Raw genomic sequence first — 22,457 nt, forward strand, 5'->3', positions numbered from 1 at the left:
ACTACATCGAGCGCTTCTACAATCCCAGGCGACGCCATTCCAAACTGGGCTACCTAAGCCCCATGGCGTTCGAGGACCGAGCTATGCAAACCTAACCCTGTGTCCACGAAATCGGCAGCAGGCCACAGGGAATGCAGACGGTTGTGACCGGTTCGCGTGTCTGTCAGCAACTCGCCCGCGATATCGTGCAGACCAAGCACCTCGTCCAATTCCCTGAACAGCAACAGACCACCGTCGGAACTGATCTTCGAGCCATGAAACTCCAGCCGCACGCGACAGTCAAATCCAAGCCGAACATTGTCCGTTTCGCCTGCACCCTCAGGGTGATCCATGATCCGCCACCTTCAGTCCAGTTAACGTGCTGAAATATAACACATTACTGGCCACTGGTGGGATGAAATCGCCCAGTTACTTGGGAAATGCGGGTTTAAGTGTGATTGTGTCAGCTTCGTCACGCCGTGCGCGACTTGTCCGCCTTCCAGTGCCAAAGCGTTCACAACGGTCGTCCGTCAGGTAAGCAGCATCCGGTAAAATCGGCCCAGAGCCGCCGTCCGCAGGTGTGTTCGGATGCTGCGGTGCGGCCAATCATTGCGGCCTTTCACTGCCAGTGCGCCATCACAAGCATGGCGATTTCATGCTGTGCGGGACTTCGCCGATGCTTAAGATATGCTACCCAATGACAAATCGTGAATTGGCATGAACAGCACCGATCAATGGAAAGAGGACCAATTGTCGAGCCTTGTGTCCAAGCGATCCTCTTGCAACGGCTTGATCTTGGATTGATGGCGTGATGCCGTCGACGAAACCGCCGCCTTGATGACGTCGACGAGATGGGCGAAGCCGCGCAGCTTGCGCCCGATTTTTTTGGCGCATTGCCCGAGCTTGAACATCATGTGCAGCAAGCCGTCTCTGCTGAGACAGCCTTTTATGCATTCAGTCCGGGGCCGCAGTGGGATGCGGTATTGGGAAGAGCGGGGCAGCTGTCCGGCACGTCAATTTCACGCGCTTCAAGCCAAGCGAGCATTGCGTGGATCTCCTGTGTATGTTCGAAGATGATGTGGCGCGCCCACTCCATGTTTTTGGTGTCGGAACCGGCAGCGATCTGGGTATGGGCCATGCTGATGACACCCATTTCATGCGGGATCATCCCGAACACGCAGGCGACATACGTGTCTTCGTGCTTGACGCCGGTCACCATGTCGAGTGCATCCCCACCATTGACTGCACATATGCGTCGATAACGGAAGTATCCCCAAGATCGACGGCCTTGATTTGCAGAAGATCCTCTCAGTCTCGCAGGGTCGCCGGCGCTTTTCGACCGAGCAGGAGCTTTGTCGAGCAAGAGTGCGTGGCCATTCCGCTCTGTGCTGCCCGGATCTCTGCCATGGTCTGGGTGTCAGTCCCGTAGAAGCCGGCGTGTAGCCGCCAATTCGTCCGCGATCTGGAACAAACGGGTTTTCATCGTGTTGATCGTCTGTTAACGGTTTAGTGATCCGACCGTGAACTATCACACGTAAGCCCCTGCAAAGAGGGGGCGGGGAGGCAGCATGTCAGATCGACAAGCCACCGAACCCGGAATGCCACCGGAACGACCAAGCCGCCGCACGGAGTTGACCCGTTTTCTGGTACTCGCTTTTGGCGTATGGCCTTTTTTTGCAGTCTGCGTCGTCGGCGGCTACGGGTTTTTCGTCTGGATGTATCAGATGATTGCCGGTCCGCCTGGCCCGCCGGGATATTGAGGCTGGGTCGTGCGGTCCTCCACCATATCCCGCCGTGCGCTGCTGCGCGGCACGCCGCGCCCGGCACCGTTCAGGCCGCGCCCGCCTGGAGTATCGCTCGGCACCCTGGATGCCTGCACAAGGTGTGGCCTCTGCGTCACTGCATGCCCCGAAGACATTCTTCGCGTCGCTGACGTCGGAGTGGAACTGCTTCCCGACCACGGTGAGTGCACTTTCTGTGGAGCCTGCGCGGAAGCCTGTCCGGAGCCGGTGTTCGAGGCCTCTGCGGGTATGGCGCACGTCATGGAGATCACCACGGATTGTTTCGTGCAGGCTGGCATCGCGTGCATGTCCTGCCGCGATTCCTGCCCCAACGCAGCGATTACCATGCAGCCTCAGATCGGCGCACCCTTTCTGCCGCGCCTTGACGCCGCCGCATGCACCGGGTGCGGAGCCTGCGCTGCTTCTTGTCCAGCGGATGCCATCCGCGCAGTCGAGAGGGAGGTCGAAAATGCCTGAGGGACGCTGGCATGTTTCGTCGGCTGTGATGAATGTCGCAGCAGAGGAACGCGACCCTGTGCGCGCCCGGGTCGAAGCTTTGGACGGGGTGGAGGTGCACGGTTGGGACGCCACACACATCATCGTCACCATCGAGGGGAACAGCACCGGAGAACTGGGCGACCGTCTTACCGAAATCAACCTGATGCCAGGCGTGCTGGTGGCCAACATGGTCTTCGAGCATGCGGAGGAAATGGAGGAATAGCCATGCCACTTGATGTCACGCGTCGCCAGCTACTCAAGGCTCATGCCGCGGCGCTCGCCGCCTCTGCCGTAGGTCTGCCGCAGGAGGCTCTGGCCCAACCCGTGCCGGGCGGGGTTGAGGCACTGAAAATCAAGTGGTCCAAGGCACCCTGCCGCTTTTGCGGCACCGGTTGCGGTGTCATGGTCGGCGTGAAGGAGGGCAAGGTCGTCGCGACGCATGGCGATGTGCAGCACGAGGTCAACCGCGGTCTGAATTGCGTGAAGGGCTATTTCCTGTCCAAGATAATGTATGGTGAGGACAGGCTGACCACGCCCCTGATGCGCAAGACAAACGGGAAGTTCGACAAGAACGGCGAATTCGAGCCGGTCAGCTGGGACGAGGCATTCGACGTCATGGCCGAGCGCGTCAAGACGGTGCTTCGCGAGAAAGGGCCGGAGAGCATCGGCATGTTTGGCTCAGGCCAGTGGACGGTGATGGAGGGCTACGCCGCCTCGAAGCTGATGCGAGCCGGCTTCCGGTCTAACAACCTCGACCCGAATGCGCGGCACTGCATGGCTTCGGCCGCGACAGCGTTCATGCGGACCTTTGGCATAGACGAGCCGATGGGCTGCTATGACGATTTCGAACATGCCGACGCCTTCGTGCTCTGGGGGTCGAACATGGCAGAGATGCATCCGATTCTCTGGACACGGCTCGCCGACCGCCGGCTCGGCACGCCCGACGTGAAGTGCGCGGTTCTCTCGACTTTCACGCACAGGTCGATGGACTTGGCCGATATCCCAATCGTGTTCAAGCCGGGCACGGATCTCGCGATCCTCAACTACATCGCCAACCATATCATCGAGACCGGTCGAGTGAACCAGGAGTTCGTCGACCGGCACACAGTTTTCAAGAAGGGCGCTACTGATATCGGCTACGGTCTGCGGCCTGATCACGAACTCGAGATGGCGGCCACCGGCGCCGGCAATCCCGGTCTGATGGAGGACAGCAATTTCGCGGCTTTCCGGGACCACGTGTCGACCTACACACTCGAATACGTGAGCGCGCTTTCCGGAGTAGAGCCGGGGTTTCTCGAGGAGCTGGCGGAGCTTTACGCTGATCCGGACAAGAAGGTCATGTCGCTCTGGACCATGGGCTTCAACCAACACGTGCGCGGCGTCTGGGCGAACCAGATGGTCTACAATATCCACCTTCTGACCGGGAAGATTTCGGAACCGGGGAATTCGCCCTTCTCGCTCACAGGCCAACCGTCGGCATGCGGCACGGCGCGGGAGGTAGGCACCTTCGCGCACCGGCTGCCAGCCGATATGGTGGTGACGAATCCCGACCACGTGGCCATCGCCGAAAAGCTATGGAAGCTGCCGAAAGACCTCCTGAACACCCAGCCCGGGTTTCACGCGGTGCAGCAGGACCGGATGCTGAAGGATGGGGTGCTGAACTTCTATTGGGTGCAGGTCAACAACAACCTCCAAGCTGCGCCCAATTGCCAAAACGAAACCTACCAGGGCTACCGCAATTCCGACAACATGATCGTGGTGTCGGACGCATACCCTACAATCACGGCGATGGCGGCCGATATCATTCTGCCAGCTGCCATGTGGGTGGAGAAGGAAGGCGCCTACGGAAATGCCGAGCGCCGCACACATGTCTGGCATCAGCTGGTGGATGCACCAGGGGAGGCGCGGTCGGACTTGTGGCAGCTCGCAGAATTCTCCAAGCGCTTCACCACGGACGAGATCTGGCCGACGGAGATCCTTGACGCCAACCCGGATTTTCGCGGCAAGACGCTCTTCGACGTGTGCTTTGCGAATGGGCAGGTCGACCGCTATCCTCTCGCCGATATGAGCGAGGACTACGCCAACCACGAGGCACAGGATTTTGGCTTCTATATCCAGAAGGGCCTGTTCGAGGAATACGCGGCATTCGGGCGTGGCAAGGCGCATGACCTGGCACCCTACGACACATATCACCAGAACCGTGGGTTGCGATGGCCGGTGGTCGACGGGCAGGAAACGAAGTGGCGGTTCCGCGAGGGGTATGACCCCTATGTCAGCGAAGGCGCGGGTGTGGAATTCTATGGTAACCCGGACGGCCGCGCGGTGATCATCGCCGTGCCCTACGAGCCGCCGGCCGAAAGCCCCGACGATGAATACGACATGTGGCTGGTCACCGGCCGGGTGCTGGAGCACTGGCATTCCGGGTCGATGACGATGCGCGTGCCGGAACTCTACAAGGCGTTTCCCGGCGCCAAGGTGTTCATGAACGCCATCGACGCGCGCAACCGCGGACTAAACCAGGGGATGGAGGTGCGGCTAATCTCGCGCCGCGGCGAGATCCGTAGTCGGGTGGAGACGCGGGGGCGGAACCGGATGCCCTCGGGCGTCATATTCGTCCCTTGGTTCGACGCAAGCCAGCTCATCAACAAGGTGACTTTGGACGCGACCGACCCGATCTCGAAACAGACGGACTTCAAGAAATGCGCCGTGCGCGTGGAGCCGGTATGATGGGACAGTTCCGCCTTTCCGCAATCATCGCCTCCTGCCTCTGCGCGACGATCGTGCTGGCACAGACTGTGCCTGAACTGTCTGGACCACAGCCCGACCCGATGGAGTCGGTCCCGGCCGAGCCGCTGGAGCGCTACGTGACCGACGACGAGCGCCAGATGCGGGCCTACCCTGAGCAGCCGCCGATCATTCCGCATTCGATCGAGGGCTATCAGCTGTCAGTCAACGCCAACCGCTGCATGACCTGCCACCGGCGGGAGCATGTGCAGGGGTCCGGCGCGCCGATGATCTCGATCACGCATTACATGACGCGCGAGGGGCAGATGTTGGCCGACGTCTCGCCCCGCCGTTACTTCTGCACCCAATGCCACGTGCCGCAAGCCGACACTGCCGCCCTCATTGACAACACCTTCACCGACATGTCCGAAATGGGTGCTTTCGGCGCGGGGAGCGAGTGACATGCGCTGGATCACGAAGCCTTTCCGCTGGTTCTGGAACGTTCTCTGGACCCCAGCCGGCACACTCGGTCTCGGGTTTCTGACGCTCGGCGGCTTCATCGGCGGCGTCATCTTCTGGGGCGGGTTCAACACGGCGCTGGAAATTACCAACACCGAAGATTTCTGCATCTCGTGTCACGAGATGGAGGCCAACGTCTATGAGGAGATGTCGCGCACCATCCATTTTTCCAACCGGTCTGGTGTGCGCGCAAGCTGTCCGGATTGCCACGTGCCGCACGAATGGACGGACAAGATTGCCCGCAAGATGCAGGCATCCAAAGAAGTCTGGGGACACATCTTCGGCACGATCAGCACCCGCGAGAAGTTCCTGGACCATCGATTGGTCATGGCCAAGCGGGAATGGGCGCGGCTGAAAGCCAATGATAGTCTGGAATGTCGCAACTGCCATTCCGATGTGGCAATGGACCTCAGCCGACAGGCGCCTCGCGCGGCGGAAATTCACACCGAATATCTGCTGAGCGGCGAGCGCACCTGCATCGACTGTCACAAGGGCATCGCGCATGACCTGCCGGACATGACCGGAATCGATCCGGGGTGGACCGTGCCCGAGGCGCTACAGGGCGACGTGCAACCGGGCCTGACCGAGGCCGAAGAAATCCAGAGCTACCTGTTAAAGGCTCCGTTGGAGAATTGATGTTGTCGCCCTCTGACGGGTCGCAACTCTGGCAATCGGTGAACAGTGGCACCTGACCTTCAGGCTCTCTCAGGTCCTGTCTAGCCCAACGGAAGACAATTCGGTCACGTTCCCAGACCACCAGGAGGTCAAAGTGTTTTTGTCACTGGTGCCCCGCAGCAGACACCTGCGACCTTTGCAGAATAGCCTGCTTTACTCCCCGGGGCAGCCAGCCCTCTCGAAATAGGTAAAACTACGGAAAGTCAGACCTGCTGCGACTTGCACATTCCGTCTTCCAATATTCACTGAAGTCTCGGAATTGGGTTTCCAATTGCGGCGAAGTCAGGCTCGAGACGAGTTTCCGGCTGCGCCGGCAACGTGTCCCATCGTCTGAAGTGGAGGTCAGCTTTCAGCTTGAATACAGTTTTACGTCGCGAGGCAGCGTACGACCGCTTTCCTGAAGGTTTTTCGATGTGGGCCGCGGCGCGACGTGAGCGGCCTGGAGTTGGCGGCCCGCGTTGACAAACCTCGGAAGGAGGAAGCCGCGGGGGTCTTGGATCATTCTATGGGGAAAGTGCGCAGGCGGTCGGAGCGGCGGCTGCATCCGGGGTGCGGCTGATGGCGAGCCAGGTGCCCGAGACGATGGCAAATCCGGCCAGTGATCCCGACAAGGCTGTGCGTTTCGGAGTTGCTGCCGCCTTTGGCCGCGCTGGAAATGGGAGCGCACACGCTGTTCGGATCGGAACTGCGGATTGTAGCCGGTGCTGCTTCGTATCGGATGACGGGCGATATGTCATGCGGCCTGCTCCCTGGGTGGCGCGCGCGACATCGGTTTTTGCCCGCGCCGGAAGATTTCGATGATGCGCATGGGGCCGCCGCAACAGGGACAGGGTTCGCGCAGGGTGAGCGGGGCGATCTCGGTCTGTGGTTTCGGTGCGGCGACCAGTTCAGGCCGCTGGACGCAGAGCAAGGCGCGGATCTTGGTGATGGTGGCTTTGCGGGCGGCGCTGGCGAGCAGCCCGTAATGCCGGATGCGATGGAAGCCGTCAGGCAGGACGTGGATCAGGAACCGGCGTATGAACTCAGGCGTGGCCAACCGCATGACCTTTTGGCGATCACCGGATTTGACGCGGTAATCCTTCCAGCGGAAGGCCACGGTATTGGCATCGGCGCTGATCAGGCGGGCGTTCGAGATCGCGACCCTGTGGGTGTATCGACTCAGATAGGCGAGCACGGCCTCCGGGCCGCCGAATGGTGGCTTTGCATAGACCACCCATTCGGATTTGCGGAACGGAGCGAGCCAGGTGGCAAAGGCATCTGCATGCGCCAGCCGTTCGAGATCGCCGAAGAAGGCAAGCCGTCCGGCGCGATGCAGATCCATCAGCCCTTCCAGAAACAGGCGCCGGAACAGTCGCGATAACACCCGCACATGCAAAAAGAACCCCGGCTTGCTGGCGACCCACCTGGTGCCATCGGGCGACAGGCCGCCGCCGGGCACGATCATATGGATATGCGGATGGTGGGTCAGCGCCGAGCCCCAAGTGTGCAAAACGCTGGTCATGCCCACCCGCGCGCCCATACGCCTGGGATCGGCCGCGATGGTTATTACCGTTTGTGCCGAGGCCCTGAACAGCAGACCATAGACCACCTTCTTGTTCCAGTAGGCGATCTTCGCGATCTCGGCCGGCATCGTGAAGACGACGTGGAAGTATTCGACGGGCAGCAGATCCGCGGCACGCGCCTCCATCCAGTCGCGCGCCGCTGGCCCCTGACACTTCGGGCAGTGCCGGTTCTTGCAAGAATTGTAGGCGATGTGATGGTGGCCGCATTTGGCGCAACCAGCCACATGCCCACCGAGCGCTTCGGTCCGGCAGGCTTCAATCGCTGACATCACCTTCAACTGGGACAGGCTGACATGCCCCGCATTGGCCTGCCGCCACGCAGGTCCGTATCGTCGAAAGATGTCAGCGACCTCCAGCTTTGGCCGGGCCACTGGTCCCGGGCGCTATTGCATCCCTCGTCGCAGGGTCTCGTCTTGCAGCAGCTTGATTTGCTCATAGGGACTGACGGTGCTGCGGATCGTCTTGGTGGCCACATGGGCATAACGCGCAGTGGTCGTCAGCTTGGCGTGGCCGAGAAGCACCTGAATGACCCGCACGTCCGTGTTCGCCTCCAGCAGATGGGTCGCGAAGCTGTGGCGGAGCGTGTGCAGCGTTGCCGCTTTCTTTATGCCCGCCATGTGCTTGGCCGAGGTGAACGCCCGGTTCAACTGGCGTGGCGACAGCGGATTGATCTTGGGTTTGCCCGGGAACAGCCATCCCTCCGGACGGGATTCGCACCAGTAGTCGCGCAACAAGGCCAGCAGATTGGGCGACAGCATCGCTTTGCGATCCCGACCGCCCTTGCCATCATCGACATGGATCAGCATCCGGTCGCTGTCGATATCATTGACCTTGAGATTACACACTTCGGAGGCGCGCAGTCCCGCACCGTAGCTTATGCTGAGCGCGGCCCGATACTTGAGCCCCGGCCCGGGAACCGCGGCCAGCAGATCGGCCACCTCCTCCACGCTGAGCACCACCGACAATTTGCGGGGTTTGCGGTGGAACTGCATGAAGCGCTTCATCTCGTCCCTCCCGCAGGTCACACCGAAAAAGAACCGCAGCGAAATGATCCGGACGTTGAAGGTGCTTGCGGAGACCCCGTCCTCGGTCATCTTCAACTGGTATGACCGCAGCTCTTCTGGCGTTGCTGTATCCGGCGAGCGTCCGAGGAAGGCGGCGAAATGCTTCACGTTCCGGATGTGAGCCTTCTGGGTCTTCTCGCCCATTCCTCGGATGCGCATATCTTCGATCATCCGCTGACGCAGCGGGCTCAACTTCTCCTCTGTCATGGGAACCTCCTGTCTGATGATTGAGAAGGCCCCAATCGTCAGGCAGGTCGGTCAGATCGCAAAATGCGCGCCGCTATGGGGGTCTCACCCCATCAGCCAAATGCGCCAATGCCGCGAAGCGGCTTCGTCCTCCCATGCCGCACTGCCATCAGTCCGCTTTCCGCCCAGAAAGTCTTTCCCTATGGCCGGTCAACGCCGCGCAGACGTGGTGCATGGACCGGGCTTCTGAGCAGGAGAGCTGCTGCAACGCCCGCGAGGGCGCCGAACAGGTGGGCTTCCCAAGACACGCCGGGTTGCCCCGGCAGCACGCCCCACAGGAGGGAGCCATAAAGCCCCCCGATGACGACTGCGGCGCCCAGTGTCACGGGTGAGCGATCTATTAGGCCCCGTGCAATCAGGAAGCCGAACCAGCCGAAGATCAACCCCGATGCGCCGACGTGAATTGCCGGACTACCGAGTATCCAGACGAGGCCGCCGCCGAGCGCGACTATCATCATGTTCACAGCCAACAAGGCCCGTGTTGCGGTCGCCATAAGCAGTCCCCCCATGACAAGCAAGGGCGGCGTGTTTGCGATGAGGTGGGCGAAACTGCCGTGTAGCAGGGGCATCGCGACAATCCCGTCCATTCCGCTGACGTGACGCGGGACCAGGCCGAAGGCTGGGTTCAAGCCATAGCCACTGATCCAATTGACGATCTGAATCGCCCACAGCAGGGCGACGAAGGCGGCAAGCGCCGCTGCTCTGCGCAAGAAGGCGTGCATCTGGTTCTGAGTTCTCATGAAGTCGATGGTACTCTCCGGCCCAGCGGGTTCAACGGTTATCCAAGACGCTGGGAAGGACGGGCCCGCGCCCGGTCGCCCGGACGAGAGCCCGGATCACGCTGCGAGGGCTGTTGGACGAACGGGGCAGGCACGCCTTCCACCTCCCCTACATCACAGTCTTAAACCATGTCAGTGCTTTACCAGCGGCAGCAGAGGCGCTTACTGCTCTACGAGCCGCATGGTCAAAGGCGCACCACCGCCTTGTATCTCAAGCAGGCGCTCTATGTTCGGATGCGCGCCGGGTCGGTTTCGCGCGTCCTGGGTATGTTCCGCAAAGACTGCCAGCCCGTGTGTCGCGGCTTCGGCATTCAGAACCCCATACGTCGCGAACAGGTATTGGTAGACCGCCAGGGACCCTTGCTTGCCCGGTTGGTTCTCGATGGACGCGACCACATCGCCGGCGGCATCCATCATCTCCAGTCTTTCGATCCCGTCAATGGATGGCAGGTTCTGAAGGTTCTCCTTGAACGAAGATACGGGCTGTTTCATCCGGCTGTCCTTTCAAATGTCATTCGGAACCGCCCATACCAAAGGCCCCATTCTAACCGTACCCTCCGTCAGAGTACCTTCCGCTTCAGCACGACATTGAACGAGATCGAAACGCGTGGCTCATCCACGAGATTAGGGTGGACAAGGTGGTGCAGAAAACTTGGCCAGAGGAATAACTCGCCAGGCATCGGCAGTCGCCTGTACTCGGGGTTGAATTGGCCATCGTCCCTGACCGCATTCATGTTGGCTTGCGGACGCGGATCGAAGAAGCTGATCTCGCCCGGATTCAGGTCGCTCCGATTGCGAGACGCCGGGGATTGATTGGGGACCTGCACGTAGTAGGTGCCGGAGAGCCAGGAATGCGGGTGGTTGTGAAGGTTGTGATAGTCCCCGCGCCGGTTGACGTTCGCCCAGCCCTGAATGTCGAACTCTGGGCGATAGCTCATGTTAAGCTCGGCGGCATAGTCAAGAACCGCTTTGTGGCAGCATTGGCGCAGCCAGACGATGGCGGGATGCGATTGGCCGAAGATGTCCTGATCGAGATACCGAACAGTCATGTCCTCGGCCCCGGTATCCTCTGCAAGTAGCATCGGGGCCAGCACGGCATTCGCCTGATCCGCGCCGGGAAGAGTCAGTGTCATCAGGAGAGTCGGCCAGAGACGTTCGAACTGGGGGCGTGCCAAGTCAGTCATGTGAAGTGTCCGCAATACCTCGGACATGAAAACGTCATCCCCGGGTTGCCGGGGGAATGACATATTAACGGGGCGGGTGCCAAGGACTGAGTTCGAGTTGCAGGCCACGATCTTGGATTCGTGCTCTTCGCGATCTTCGGAGGAGTGGTCGGAAGTCATGTCGAGGGCAGCCATCCCGGCCTGCGCGGAAGTTCCGCGATAGCTCGTGGTGGTTTTTCAGTAGCAATCCTTGTTGTCCAGACACAAGCAGGGAAGTCTAGCGGAGGCTAATTCTTGTCAACATTTCCGGTCGAGCGACTGGATTGAACTCAAGCAGCACGCCCGGCACCACGCACTGCCCGTTGAAACATGAGCCCCATAAGCATATCTCGCGCCTCCTTATCCTGCATGAAGGCGTTCCGCATGGCGTTATCCCGCTGGAAGGCTTGAATGGTCCGACGCATGAATTCCGCATCGAAGCGTGGACGGACATCGCGCGGATCATTGTTCCGAAGCATCTCAGCCCAGACATCGTCATCCAGAATGTCGTTGTTGACCGCCTCGAACCGGATGTAGTCGTCTTCCGAAAATTCCGTGCCATGACGGGCGTTGAAGGACTCGATGATCTCGGTGAGGGTCTTTGATTCCTCTTCAGTGTAGGGGTTGGCACCAAAACGGTCGATCGGGCTCAGGGCCTGATTATCTTCCGCAGTCAGGCTCGCATCCTGAGGATCGCCCTGCTTCTCAAGACGGTAGGCGGCCATGTCGAGCATGTCATCGGTCACATCCTCACCCTGCGGGGCTTGGCGGGATGGCAGCATGCGTTTGAGCCACGAGCCGTAAATATGCATCTTCTCTAGGTCGGTGTCCCCAAGACTGATGACCTGAGCAATGAAGGAGTAAAATCGAAGGAAAGAGGCCAGTGTCTGGCGGAATTCTTCCTGCTCGGTATCGTTCAGTGTTTCCGTGAAGCGGGTTACAGCTTGACGGACAATTCCTTCCAGGATTGGGCGGTCATCTGTCCGCTTTCGGGTCTCCACAAACCGGGTGACAAACCTGTCGATCTCGGCCGCATCCAGAATGCCAAAAGCCTTGAGGCGGGCGTCCAAATTGTAAATTTGGTTCGGGTCCGAGACATCCTCAAGCTGTGTGACGTTGTAGTAGGGCTTGAACGCTTCCTGGATTTCATCGACCGTATTGCGGAAATCCAAGATAAATGTGCGCTCTTTCGATGGATAAATCCGATTCAGGCGCGCCAGCGTCTGGACAGCCTGAAGGCCACTTAGTCGGCGATCGATATACATCGCGACAAGCTTGGGCTGATCAAAACCGGTCTGGTTCTTCTCGGCCACCACAAGGACATTATAGGCATCACCATCGAACTGCCGCGGTAGTTCCGTCTCGGAAAATCCATTGATCCCGGGCTCTGTGTAAGGTTGCCCATCCACATTGATCTCGCCGGAGAAGGCAACCAGTGATCTGACATCCGTGTATTCGTTGTCCAGGATGTATTTCGAGATCGCCTGATGCGTGCGGATCGCATGTTCCCGGCTGGAGGTCACCACCATCGCCTTGGCATTGCCTGAGAGCTCGGGCAATGCATGGCGTCGGAAATGCTCCACGATCACTTCCGCTTTCTGGAACATGGCTGTTTCGTGGAAATCGATGAACCTCGCAACCTTGCGTGAAGATTTCCGCTCCAAAAGCTCAGGGTCATCTTCGATTGCCTTTTCGAGCTTCGCATAGGATTTGGGCTCAGCTGGTCATGACAGTCCATGACCTGACCGTTCGGGTGCCCCCGAAAGCTCTGATGTAGGCTTTCGCGCCTGCTGGAGCGTGACCCGTTCGACAGAGTGGCCGGGCAGGCCGTTCAGACACCTGCGCATGGATCCAGAATTAGGGCCTTTTTTCAGGAGCTTAAAAAGTTTCTATCCACCTGAAATCATACGCGTTGACACGGAGGTGCATCAAGCCTATCCAGAATTACACAGTGTAAGAATGAAAATTGAAGGAGTCGATGATTTGGGGCAGCCGCGCAACAGGCGAGAGACGCGCGCGTCGATCCTTAGCGTGATCTGGCGCCAGAACGGGGCCTATCGCACTGATATTTCTAAATTCATCGACATATCCGAGGCCAGCGTCTCGCGGATCGTCGCGGACCTGAAGGCCGAAGCCATCGTGCAGGAGGTGCATCGCAGCGCACCGTACCGGGGTGGGCCCAGTACAATCCTTACACTCAGCAATCAAAAACATGTGGCGGCGATCGAAGTGTCGAACAACCGCATGCATGTCGGCATCGCCAGCCTGCAGGGCAAACTGCTGTATTCGGAACGCGTACCCCTTAAGGACGGCGCCGACCAGATCCGCATTGATGAGGCGATCAAGACAGCCATCCAGATGCTGGCCGACGGGACGCAGCGCGGCAACTGGCTGATCGAGCAGATCGCCGTGACCATTCCGGGGTTCAATTTGGACCGCCCGCGGAACCCGATCATCGACCTGGACCCGAACCTGCTGCGCACGCAGCTTGCCGCCCGCTTTCCGGGCATCCCCGTGCAGATCGAGAATTCCATCCTTGCGCGGGCCATCGCGCACCGCCTGCGTTCGGCCGAAGATGCGGCGCGCGACCGGTATCTGTATGTCTTTGCGGGGCATGGTGTCGCGGGGGCGATGATCGACGGATCGTCCGATGCGGGCGATGTGACGGCCTGCGAGCTTGGCCATATGGTGGTGGATCGCAAGGGTCCGCTGTGCCGCTGCGGCCATCACGGCTGCGCCGAGGCCTATGCCTCGACCGTCGCCATCGCGCCTTTGATGAAGGTCGAGGAGCAGACCCTGCTGGAGATGGGCGACAGCTGGGCGCAAGAGCTTGGCCTGCCAGCGCGGGTCAGTGGGGCCCTTCACGACCGACTGACCCTTCTGGGCATCGCGATCGGCAACACGCTGAACGTGACCCGTGCGCGCCGGATCAGGGTAGGGGGCTGGCCCGCAGCCATGGGCGCCGCAGGCGAGGACGCCATCCGGAACGGGTTGGACATGAGCCTTCTGGGCGGTGCCAGCGCGATAGACCTGAAGTTTGTGCAATCAGAACTGGGGCGAGAGCCGGAGTCCGCGCTTGCTTTGGCAACATTCGACTTTTTGCGTCAAGGCGGCAAGTCAGTTCACCAGCAAGACCAAACCGATGCCTGGGCAGAAGAAGCCATCGGCACGGAATAGATGAAACACTAAGGGAGGATACGATGAGGAAATCCGCATTCTTGACCACATGTCTGCTGTTGGCAGGCATAGGTCTGGGCGCAACGGGCGAATCTGCCGAAGAGGTGCTGCGCATCAAGCCTTCGGGCGACGTCAAGGTTCTGGACCCGATGCTTGGGTCGGATTCGATGGCGCGCAACTACGGCTACATGGTTTATGACACCCTGTTCGCCGTGGACGCCGATCTGAAGATTCAGCCGCAGATGGTCGATGCCTGGTCCAAGTCGGACGACGGGATGACCTATACCTTCACGCTGCGCGACGGGTTGAAGTTCAGCGATGGCGCGACTGTCACCTCGGCTGACGTCATTGCTTCTCTCAAGCGCTGGAGCGTGAATGACAGCCTTGGCCAGCAGCTGAACACCAATGGCGCCACCTATGCCGAAGTCGATGCAAAGACCTTCACCCTGACCCTGTCCAAGCCCTGGGGCCTGGTGATCGACGCCCTGGGCAAGCCTGGCGCCCCGGTACCGTTCATCATGCCCGCGCGGATCGCCGATGCGACCGCGCCGACCGATCCCGTCAAGGACTATACCGGATCGGGCCCGTTCATGTTCGTGGCCGAAGAATGGGTTCCCGGTGCGAAACTGGTGTTCACGAAGAACCCGCACTACACGCCGCGCGCCGAAGCGGCCAGCGGCTTTGCCGGTGGCAAGGTCGCCCATATGGACCGCGTCGAATGGCTGATCATACCTGACCAGCAGACCGCAATCGACGCACTGAAAAAGGGTGAGATCGACATCAACGAGGATCTGGCGGCCGACCTGATCCCGCTGGCCAAGCAGGATCCGAATGTCGTTGTGACCAAGCAGGACGAAATCGGCGTGGCCCAGCAGATCCGTCTGAACACGCTGCAGCCGCCGTTCAACAACCCGAAGGTCCGCCAGGCGGTGCTTCACGCGGTGGATGGCAATGACTTCCTTGCCGCCGTTCTGGATGACCCGAGCCTTGGCAAGGTGTGCCCGTCCTTCTTCATCTGCTCTTCGCCCTATTTCACGGATGCCGGTTTCCCTGCGCCGGACCTTGAAAAGGCCAAACAGATGCTGGCGGAAAGCGGCTATGACGGCACGCCGGTCGTGCTGCTGGATGCGACGGAAAACACCAACATCCATGCCTTTGTCACGGTTGCGGACCAGTTGCTGCAAGAGATTGGCATGAACACCAGGGTCGAGGCCATGGATTGGGCGACGATTACCACGCGCCGCAAGAGCAAGGACCCGGTCGATGCGGGCGGCTGGTCGATCTTCATCTCGGGTCCAGGCGGGTTGGACTATCTTGAACCGGTCAGCCATCTGGGCCTGCGGTCCAACTGCGAAAACGCATGGTTCGGCTGGCCCTGTGACGACCAGATCGAGACGATGCGCGCCGACTTTGCGGGCCTTTCGGATCTGGAAGAGCGCAAGGCCCTTGCCGCCAAGATCCAGGCACGGGCGCTTGAAACCGTGCCCTATGTGCCGATCGCGGTGCAGTACCAGATCCGCGCCCATGCCGCAAACCTGACCGGCATCCTGACGCCGCCGGCGCCCGTGTACTGGGGCATCGAACGCAAGTGAATCTTGTCTCTGGCGGCGGGCACCAATTGCCCGCCGCCAGAGACTGATCGAATGGCAGGAGGCCCGCAGTGCTCAACTTTGTTGTCAGACGACTGGTTTCGACCATTCCGGTCATGGTGTTCGTAGCGCTGTTCGTGTTCAGCCTGATCTACTTTGCACCCGGCGACCCTGCGGCCCTGATCGCGGGAGATCAGGCCTCGGCTGCGGAAATCGAACGGATCCGATTGTCGCTTGGTCTGGATCGCCCCTTCTTTCTGCGGTTCTTCGGGTGGCTGGGTGACGTCCTGCAGGGCGACCTTGGCGTTTCGGTGTTTTCTCAGCTGCCGGTGACAACCCTGATCGGCCAGCGGCTTGAACCCACTCTCTCGCTCATGGTGATGACGGTGGTCCTGTCGGTCACGATCGCCGTGCCGCTGGGCGTTGTTGCCGCGGCCAGGCAGGGCACCTGGATCGACCGGTTCGTGATGACCTTTGCGGTCATCGGATTTTCCGTGCCGGTCTTCGTGATCGGCTACATCCTGAGCTATGTCTTTGCGATCCGGCTGAACCTTCTGCCTGTGCAGGGGTATTCGCCGCTTGCAGAAGGTTTCTGGCCCTTCTTAAAAAGCCTTCTGTTGCCCTCCGTTGCGCTGAGCGGTGTCTATGTCGCGCTGATCGCCCGGATCACCCGCACCTCGATGATCGAGGTACTATCGCAGGATTACATCCGCACTGCACGCGCCAAGGGGCTGGGCCAAGGTCCGATCCTGTTCGTGCATGCGCTGAAGAATGCCTCGGTTCCGATCATCACGGTCATCGGCATCGGCATCTCCTTGCTGATCGGAGGGGCGGTGGTCACGGAAACCGTGTTTGCCATTCCGGGGATCGGGCGGCTTGTCGTCGATGCGATCCTGCGTCGCGATTACCCCGTCATCCAGGGCGTCGTGCTGTTGTTCAGCCTTGGCTACGTGCTGATCAACCTGTGCATCGACCTGATCTACACCCTTCTGGATCCGAGAGTACGCTACTGATGGACACCCCCACCCAAGCGCTGCCGCCGCTTCCAGATCTGTTTCCGCCGCAACCCCGGCGCGGAAAGGTCCGGCGATTGATCGTCCAGCATCCGTCCATCGTGATCGGCGGCAGCCTGCTGGTTCTGATCATACTGCTGGCCATCTTTGCGAACTGGCTTGGCACGGTTGACCCCTACAAGATCGCCCCTGCCAAGCGAAACCGGCTGCCGTCGATGGACTTCTGGTTCGGCACGGATACCCTGGGCCGCGACATCTATTCCCGGGTGCTTTACGGAGGACGGGTCTCGCTGTTCGTGGGCGTCTCGGTGGCGTTTCTGGCCACGGTGCTTGGGCTGGTCACGGGTCTGATTGCCGGGGCCTATCGACGGCTTGACGCCATCATCATGCGGCTGATGGACGGGTTGATGTCGATCCCGCCGATCCTTCTGGCCATCGCCTTGGTGGCCGCCATTGGCGGGTCGGTGCTGAACGTCATTCTGGCCATCACGATGGCCGAATTCCCGCGCATGAGCCGCATTGTGCGAGGTGTTGTCCTGTCGGTGCGCGAACAGCCCTTCATCGACGGCGCCATCGCGGCCGGATCGACGATGCCGAAGATCATCATCCGCCACATCCTGCCCAACATCATGGGCCCGATCATCGTGCAGGCGACCTATATCTGTTCGGCCGCGATGATCACCGAGGCAGCGCTCAGCTTCATCGGGGCGGGTACGCCGCCTTCGATCCCCAGTTGGGGCGGCATCATGAACGAAGGCCGGATGCTGTGGCAGATCAAGCCCTACATCATCCTGTTTCCGGCGGTCTTTCTGTCGGTGACGGTTCTGGCGGTCAATCTGCTGGGTGACGGCCTGCGCGATGCGCTGGACCCGCGCTCTGCAACCCGGCTATAGGAAGGGCAGCCTGATGGAACTCTTGAACGTTCAGCATCTGCGCACGCATTTCCGGTCGGCCGAGGGGGCGGTGCGGGCGGTCGAGGACGTGTCATTCCGCCTTGAGACTGGCAAGACGCTGGCCATTGTCGGAGAGTCCGGGTCCGGCAAGTCGGTGACGTCGCTGTCGATCATGGGGCTTCTGGACAAGAAGACGGCGCGCAACAGCGGCTCGATCACCTTTGGCGGCCGCAACCTGCTGACCCTGTCGGAACGCGAGATGCGCAAAATCCGCGGCAACGAGATCGGGATGGTATTTCAGGAACCGATGACTAGCTTGAACCCCGTCCTGAGCGTCGGGCGCCAGATCGGCGAGACATTGCGCCTGCATCAGGGCTTGTCCAGACAGGCCGCGCGGACGCGGGCGATCGACCTGCTGCGGCTGGTGGACATTCCCGCGCCCGAACGCCGGATCGACGAATACCCGCACCAGTTGTCGGGCGGGATGCGCCAGAGGGTGATGATCGCCATCGCGCTGGCCTGCGAGCCGAAGCTGCTGATCGCGGATGAACCGACAACCGCGCTGGATGTGACGGTGCAAGCGCAGGTGCTTGACCTGATGCGCGATCTGCAGAAGCGTACCGGAACCGCCATCATACTGATCACCCATGACCTGGGCGTCGTGGCCGACATCGCCGACCGTGTGATCGTGATGTATGCCGGGCGCACTGTGGAAGAGGCCGCAACGGCCGATCTCTATGCCCGCCCGATGCACCCCTATACCAAGGGGCTGCTGGCCACGATCCCGCGGCTGGGCTCATCCCTCTTGCCCGGCGAACCGGCGCGGCTGGAGGAAATTCCCGGGCAGGTTCCCAGTCTGCGCAAGCCGATTCACGGCTGCGCCTTTGCCGGGCGCTGCAAGTTTTCCGTCGATCTGTGCCGCAGCAAGGCCCCGGTGCTGGAGCGCAAGTCAGAAGGCCACAGCGTCGCCTGCCACCTTGCGGACAACGGAGTTTCGGCATGACAACGTGCGCCCCGCTTCTTGAGCTCAGAAACCTGCAGAAGCACTATTTTCTGCGGCCCAATCTTCTGGGTAAGCCCACAGCGACGGTCCATGCCCTGGACGACGTGAACCTGACCCTGTCGGCGGGCGAGACGCTGTCCATCGTCGGGGAAAGTGGCTGCGGCAAATCCACCCTGGGCAAAACGGTTGTCCGCCTGCACCAGCCGACCGACGGCCAGATCCTGCTGGATGGACGTCGGGTCGACCAGATCGGCGGGGCCGAGCTCAAGGCCTTTCGCGCGCGGGTTCAGGTGGTGTTTCAGGACCCCTATTCCAGCCTTAATCCCCGCATCCGGGTGCGCGACACCCTGAGCGAGCCGCTGCACAACTTCGGGCTGGCCAAGGATGCCGCCGCTGTGACGCAAAGGGTCGAGGAACTGCTGGATATGGTGGGATTGCCGCGCGACGCGGCCGGCCGGTATCCGCATGAATTTTCCGGGGGCCAGCGGCAGCGCATCGCCATTGCCCGGGCGCTTTCCCCGCGCCCCGATCTGATTGTCTGTGACGAGGCCGTGTCGGCGCTGGATGTCTCGGTCAAGGCGCAGATCGTGAACCTTCTGGGCGATATCCAGAAAAAGACCGGCCTGGCCATGCTGTTCATCAGCCATGATCTGGCCATCGTGGAACACCTGACGCATCGCGTTGCGGTGATGTATCTGGGCCGGGTGGTCGAGGTCGGCAACCGCCGCGAGATTTTCGGCAATGCCCTGCACCCCTATACGCGGGCGCTGATATCCGCCGTGCCGCAACCGGACCCGATGAACAAGACCAGGCGCAAGCTGCTGACGGGTGACGTCCCCAGCCCGATTGCGCCGCCACCGGGTTGCCGGTTCAACACGCGCTGCCCCTTTGCCACCGACCTTTGTCGCGCCGAGGTGCCCGTGCTGCGCGCTGTCGGCGGCACTCATCAGATCGCCTGCCATTATGACAACCTTGTCGAGGCGGCGGCATGAACCTGCAGCCGGCCGTCAAGCCAGAAGACACGGCCGAATGTTGCATAGAGGTGGCACAGGGCGCGTTGCGCGGCAGCGAACAGGGCGGATACCGCCGGTTTTTGGCCGTCCCCTATGCCGAGCCCCCTGTCGGGCGGCGTCGGTTTCTTCCAGCACTGCCGCCGCGTTCGTGGGATGGCTTGCGCGATGCGCAGACACAGGCGCCCGTCGCCCCGCAACGACCCGATCCTGGGTTCTTTCCCGGCGACCCCGATGCCATGCCCGCATCGGAAATGGACGAGGATTGTCTTTACATGAACATCTGGGCCCCGGCTGCGGGCAGCGCGCCCTGTCCGGTGCTGGTCTGGCTGCATGGCGGATCGCAACTGATCGGCGGCACCGCCCGGCCCGTCTATGACGGCGCGGCCTTTGCCCGGGCCGGTATCGTCTGCGTCACCGTCGGGCACCGGCTGGGGCTGCTGGGGTTCATGGAGCTGGAACATCATCTGGGGGCGGACTATCGCGAAAGCGGCAATGCAGCGCTGGGGGATATGATCCGGGCCCTTGAATGGGTGCGCGACAATATCGGCGTTTTTGGTGGTGATGCGCAGCGTGTCACCCTTGGGGGTGAATCGGCGGGCGGCAAGAATGTTGCGACGCTGCTAGCCGCCCCGCGCGCGCGCGGGCTGTTTCAGGCCGCGGTCATTGTGTCCGGTGGCGGCGAGACGATCCTGACCTTCGACGAGGCCAAGGCGCTGGCCAATCGGGTCATCACCCTGACCGGCCACGGGGCACAGGCTCTGTGCCATCTGCCTTGGCCCGACATGCTTGACGCGCAGCGGCGCCTTTTGTCCGGCGGGGGCCGCAAGCTGCCGACACGGCCCTTTGTTGGCGGCGCCATTCTGCCTCTGCCGCCGCTGGCCGCCATCGAAAGCGGAACGGTTCCCCCGGTTCCGTTGCTGCTGGGCACCTCGCGCGATGAGATGATTGCGTCTGTGCTTGGGGCGCAAGGCGACTGGGCATGGATGCCCGAGATCCTGAGCCACGCCCTGCCGGATGACATGACCCGGATCGAGGGTGCGGCCAGACAGGCCTGGCCCAAACTGGACGCTGTGGCCCGCCGCTGCGCCCTGCTGACGGCCGAGGAATACTGGCTGCCGGCCCGACGCCTTGCCGATGCGCAGGCACGGGCGGGCGCGCCCGTGTGGATGTACCGCAATGATATCTCTTGTACGACTGGCCCACTTGCCGGATATGCCTCGCATGTCTCGGATCTGAATGCTCTGTGGGGCCATCTGCCGGCCCTTCCCTCTGCGCGGCTGCACCGCATGCTTTGCGATTTCGTCCGCAATCACGCCGCCCACTGGGATCGTTATGACCCCACGACGCGCCGGACCGCGGTTCTTTGCAACGATCTGAGTGTTCAGACCAACCCGGGCGCAGATGTCGCCGCCCTGTTCGGGGCATACGGGTTCGGTCGCGGGGGAATGGGAAGATGAAGAATTCCGCAAGACTCCTGAGTGATCTGCTGGAACGCGTCGCAGAGGTTGGACGCACCCTGCGATCGTACCCCCCCGGCCAGACCGGCATTCTGGATCAATGCCATGTCTTACTGTCCAGCAAGGGCGAAGCGACCAGCCTTGCCACGGCCAGGGAAATTCTCGACCGTTTCCCAAATCTGGCTCCGGGCGAAAAACACGACTTCTTTTGCAGGTTGCTGTCGGAATTCGGACCCGACATGACCGCCACCGCCGCAAGCATCGCGGCGTGGCAGGCCACCCCGGACAGCGCCACCCTGCGCCGCCTGCATTTTGCCAGCGAACCGCGTAGTCAGGAACTTGTCCGCCGCCTGAACCGGGCCCCGGGTGGGACGGGCGGCGTGGTTGCCATGCGCAAGGACCTTTTGGCCTGCCTGAAGGCCGAACCGGGCCTGAAGGCATTGGACGATGATTTCCGCCACCTGCTGTCGTCGTGGTTCAATCGCGGCTTTCTGGAATTGCGGCAGATCACCTGGTCCACACCGGCAGAAATCCTTGAGCGGATCATCACCTATGAGGCTGTGCATGAAATCGGCGACTGGTCCGATCTGCGCCGCCGGGTCGCCGAGCCGGATCGTCGTCTTTATGCCTTTTTCCACCCCGCCCTGCATGCCGATCCTCTGATCTTTGTCGAGGTGGCGTTGACGCGCGAGGTCCCCGAGAAGATCGGAACAATTCTGGCGGCGCAGCGAGAGATCACCCATCCCAATCAGGCCAGAACGGCTGTTTTCTATTCGATCTCGAATTGTCAGGAAGGTTTGCGGGGAATCTCCTTCGGCAATTTCCTGATAAAACAGGTGGTCGAGGAACTGCGCAAGGAACTGCCGAACCTGACCACATTCGTCACGCTGTCCCCCGTTCCGGGATTGCGCAGATGGGCCGAGGCCGAAACCCTGCCCTCCGCCCTGCGTGCGACCGTGGCCCAGATTGCCCGATCCGGCGCGGTCCCGGATCAGGCAATGGCCGAACTGGCGGCCTTCTATCTGGCCGGAACGGACGGGTCGGGCAGCGGTGCGCGCGATCCTGTTGCGCGTTTCCATCTGGGCAACGGGGCGCGGCTTGAACGCATCCATGCCAACGCCGATCCCAGCCCAAAGGGAATGAGAGAGTCCTGGGGAGTCATGGTCAACTACCTCTACGACCTTAAGGATATCGAGGCGAACCACGAAGCCTACAATGGCGGTGGCGCCATTGTCTGCGGGCCAGTGGTCGAGAAGACCCTGAACAAGATACAGAAAGTCTAG

22 protein-coding genes and 2 pseudogenes are annotated in these 22,457 nt (G+C 61.1%); 15 read left to right on the forward strand and 9 right to left on the reverse strand.

The genetic code is table 11. The annotated features are described in order from the left end of the window. Nucleotides 1-95, forward strand: a 95-nt coding sequence (locus IEV82_RS24100) for an IS3 family transposase (protein ID WP_373285259.1), incomplete at its 5' end; no start/stop codon positions are given. A 30-nt stretch (nucleotides 96-125) separates the two neighbouring features. Here the strand turns inward: IEV82_RS24100 and IEV82_RS21740 are convergent. The 3 genes and pseudogenes from IEV82_RS21740 to IEV82_RS21750 all read right to left on the reverse strand — a co-directional run. Beyond that, a pseudogene (locus IEV82_RS21740) lies at nucleotides 126-332 on the reverse strand (transposase); the annotation flags it as partial. Between the two features lie 427 nt (nucleotides 333-759). After that, nucleotides 760-950, reverse strand: a pseudogene (locus IEV82_RS23775) (IS256 family transposase); the annotation flags it as partial. Next, nucleotides 926-1,198: a DUF305 domain-containing protein gene (locus IEV82_RS21750; protein ID WP_188484198.1), complete on the reverse strand. Its 273-nt coding sequence runs from the start codon at nucleotides 1,196-1,198 to the stop codon at nucleotides 926-928. The gene IEV82_RS21750 and the pseudogene IEV82_RS23775, both read right to left, overlap by 25 nt. 379 nt (nucleotides 1,199-1,577) lie before the next feature. Between IEV82_RS21750 and napE the strand changes: the two genes are divergently transcribed. From napE to IEV82_RS21780, 6 genes are read left to right on the forward strand one after another with little or no spacing between them, the layout of a single operon-like run. After that, nucleotides 1,578-1,739: a periplasmic nitrate reductase, NapE protein gene (gene napE, locus IEV82_RS21755; RefSeq protein WP_229747968.1), complete on the forward strand. Its 162-nt coding sequence runs from the start codon at nucleotides 1,578-1,580 to the stop codon at nucleotides 1,737-1,739. Nucleotides 1,740-1,748: 9 nt separating this feature from the next. After that, nucleotides 1,749-2,237: a ferredoxin-type protein NapF gene (locus IEV82_RS21760; protein ID WP_188484200.1), complete on the forward strand. Its 489-nt coding sequence runs from the start codon at nucleotides 1,749-1,751 to the stop codon at nucleotides 2,235-2,237. Continuing rightward, nucleotides 2,230-2,481 carry a chaperone NapD gene (locus IEV82_RS21765; RefSeq protein ID WP_188484201.1) on the forward strand — a complete coding sequence of 84 codons (252 nt, stop codon included), beginning with the start codon at nucleotides 2,230-2,232 and terminating at the stop codon, nucleotides 2,479-2,481. Before IEV82_RS21760 ends, IEV82_RS21765 begins: the two co-directional genes overlap by 8 nt. A gap of 2 nt (nucleotides 2,482-2,483) precedes the next feature. Next, nucleotides 2,484-4,985, forward strand: coding sequence for a periplasmic nitrate reductase subunit alpha (napA, locus tag IEV82_RS21770; protein WP_188484202.1), 2,502 nt, complete (start codon nucleotides 2,484-2,486; stop codon nucleotides 4,983-4,985). Next, nucleotides 4,982-5,443 carry a nitrate reductase cytochrome c-type subunit gene (locus IEV82_RS21775; RefSeq protein WP_229747964.1) on the forward strand — a complete coding sequence of 154 codons (462 nt, stop codon included), beginning with the start codon at nucleotides 4,982-4,984 and terminating at the stop codon, nucleotides 5,441-5,443. The genes napA and IEV82_RS21775 overlap by 4 nt, the downstream gene beginning before the upstream one ends. A 1-nt stretch (nucleotide 5,444) precedes the next feature. Beyond that, nucleotides 5,445-6,137: a NapC/NirT family cytochrome c gene (locus tag IEV82_RS21780; RefSeq protein ID WP_188484203.1), complete on the forward strand. Its 693-nt coding sequence runs from the start codon at nucleotides 5,445-5,447 to the stop codon at nucleotides 6,135-6,137. Nucleotides 6,138-6,909: 772 nt separating this feature from the next. Here IEV82_RS21780 and IEV82_RS21785 read toward each other — a convergent pair. From IEV82_RS21785 to IEV82_RS23780, 6 genes are all read right to left on the reverse strand, one after another. Further along, nucleotides 6,910-8,109: an IS91 family transposase gene (locus tag IEV82_RS21785; protein ID WP_188484204.1), complete on the reverse strand. Its 1,200-nt coding sequence runs from the start codon at nucleotides 8,107-8,109 to the stop codon at nucleotides 6,910-6,912. A gap of 12 nt (nucleotides 8,110-8,121) precedes the next feature. Then, nucleotides 8,122-9,009: a tyrosine-type recombinase/integrase gene (locus IEV82_RS21790; protein ID WP_188484205.1), complete on the reverse strand. Its 888-nt coding sequence runs from the start codon at nucleotides 9,007-9,009 to the stop codon at nucleotides 8,122-8,124. A 179-nt stretch (nucleotides 9,010-9,188) separates the two neighbouring features. After that, nucleotides 9,189-9,770: a rhomboid family intramembrane serine protease gene (locus IEV82_RS21795; protein ID WP_188484237.1), complete on the reverse strand. Its 582-nt coding sequence runs from the start codon at nucleotides 9,768-9,770 to the stop codon at nucleotides 9,189-9,191. Between the two features lie 219 nt (nucleotides 9,771-9,989). Next, nucleotides 9,990-10,319, reverse strand: a complete 330-nt coding sequence (locus tag IEV82_RS21800) for a DUF2322 family protein (protein ID WP_188484206.1) — start codon at nucleotides 10,317-10,319, stop codon at nucleotides 9,990-9,992. 68 nt (nucleotides 10,320-10,387) lie between these two features. After that, complete coding sequence (locus tag IEV82_RS21805) at nucleotides 10,388-11,011, reverse strand: TIGR02466 family protein (protein WP_188484207.1); 624 nt, start codon at nucleotides 11,009-11,011, stop codon at nucleotides 10,388-10,390. Nucleotides 11,012-11,319: 308 nt separating this feature from the next. Then, nucleotides 11,320-12,636, reverse strand: coding sequence for a type I restriction enzyme subunit R domain-containing protein (locus IEV82_RS23780; protein ID WP_229747965.1), 1,317 nt, complete (start codon nucleotides 12,634-12,636; stop codon nucleotides 11,320-11,322). Nucleotides 12,637-12,988: 352 nt separating this feature from the next. Here IEV82_RS23780 and IEV82_RS21815 point away from each other — a divergent pair, with 352 nt between their 5' ends. The 8 genes from IEV82_RS21815 to IEV82_RS21850 all read left to right on the forward strand — a co-directional run bounded on the left by IEV82_RS21815 (nucleotide 12,989) and on the right by IEV82_RS21850 (nucleotide 22,457). Beyond that, nucleotides 12,989-14,206 (forward strand): ROK family transcriptional regulator, encoded by a 1,218-nt coding sequence (locus IEV82_RS21815; protein WP_188484208.1) that lies wholly within the window; start codon nucleotides 12,989-12,991, stop codon nucleotides 14,204-14,206. A 23-nt stretch (nucleotides 14,207-14,229) separates the two neighbouring features. Continuing rightward, nucleotides 14,230-15,798: an ABC transporter substrate-binding protein gene (locus IEV82_RS21820; protein ID WP_188484209.1), complete on the forward strand. Its 1,569-nt coding sequence runs from the start codon at nucleotides 14,230-14,232 to the stop codon at nucleotides 15,796-15,798. Nucleotides 15,799-15,866: 68 nt separating this feature from the next. Then, nucleotides 15,867-16,808 carry an ABC transporter permease gene (locus IEV82_RS21825; protein WP_188484210.1) on the forward strand — a complete coding sequence of 314 codons (942 nt, stop codon included), beginning with the start codon at nucleotides 15,867-15,869 and terminating at the stop codon, nucleotides 16,806-16,808. Next, on the forward strand, nucleotides 16,808-17,701 hold the full coding sequence (locus IEV82_RS21830) for an ABC transporter permease (protein WP_188484211.1): 894 nt from the start codon (nucleotides 16,808-16,810) through the stop codon (nucleotides 17,699-17,701). Before IEV82_RS21825 ends, IEV82_RS21830 begins: the two co-directional genes overlap by 1 nt. Nucleotides 17,702-17,714: 13 nt before the next feature. After that, complete coding sequence (locus tag IEV82_RS21835; RefSeq protein ID WP_188484212.1) at nucleotides 17,715-18,704, forward strand: ABC transporter ATP-binding protein; 990 nt, start codon at nucleotides 17,715-17,717, stop codon at nucleotides 18,702-18,704. After that, nucleotides 18,701-19,696, forward strand: coding sequence for an ABC transporter ATP-binding protein (locus IEV82_RS21840; protein WP_188484213.1), 996 nt, complete (start codon nucleotides 18,701-18,703; stop codon nucleotides 19,694-19,696). The genes IEV82_RS21835 and IEV82_RS21840 overlap by 4 nt, the downstream gene beginning before the upstream one ends. Then, a complete protein-coding gene (locus IEV82_RS21845) occupies nucleotides 19,693-21,174 on the forward strand; it encodes a carboxylesterase/lipase family protein (RefSeq protein ID WP_188484214.1) in 1,482 nt (493 codons plus the stop codon). Before IEV82_RS21840 ends, IEV82_RS21845 begins: the two co-directional genes overlap by 4 nt. Then, complete coding sequence (locus IEV82_RS21850) at nucleotides 21,171-22,457, forward strand: malonyl-CoA decarboxylase (protein ID WP_188484215.1); 1,287 nt, start codon at nucleotides 21,171-21,173, stop codon at nucleotides 22,455-22,457. The genes IEV82_RS21845 and IEV82_RS21850 overlap by 4 nt, the downstream gene beginning before the upstream one ends.

Origin of the sequence: Marivita lacus, from assembly GCF_014637725.1 — a bacterium.
GTDB classification, from domain to species: Bacteria; Pseudomonadota; Alphaproteobacteria; order Rhodobacterales; family Rhodobacteraceae; genus Marivita; species Marivita lacus.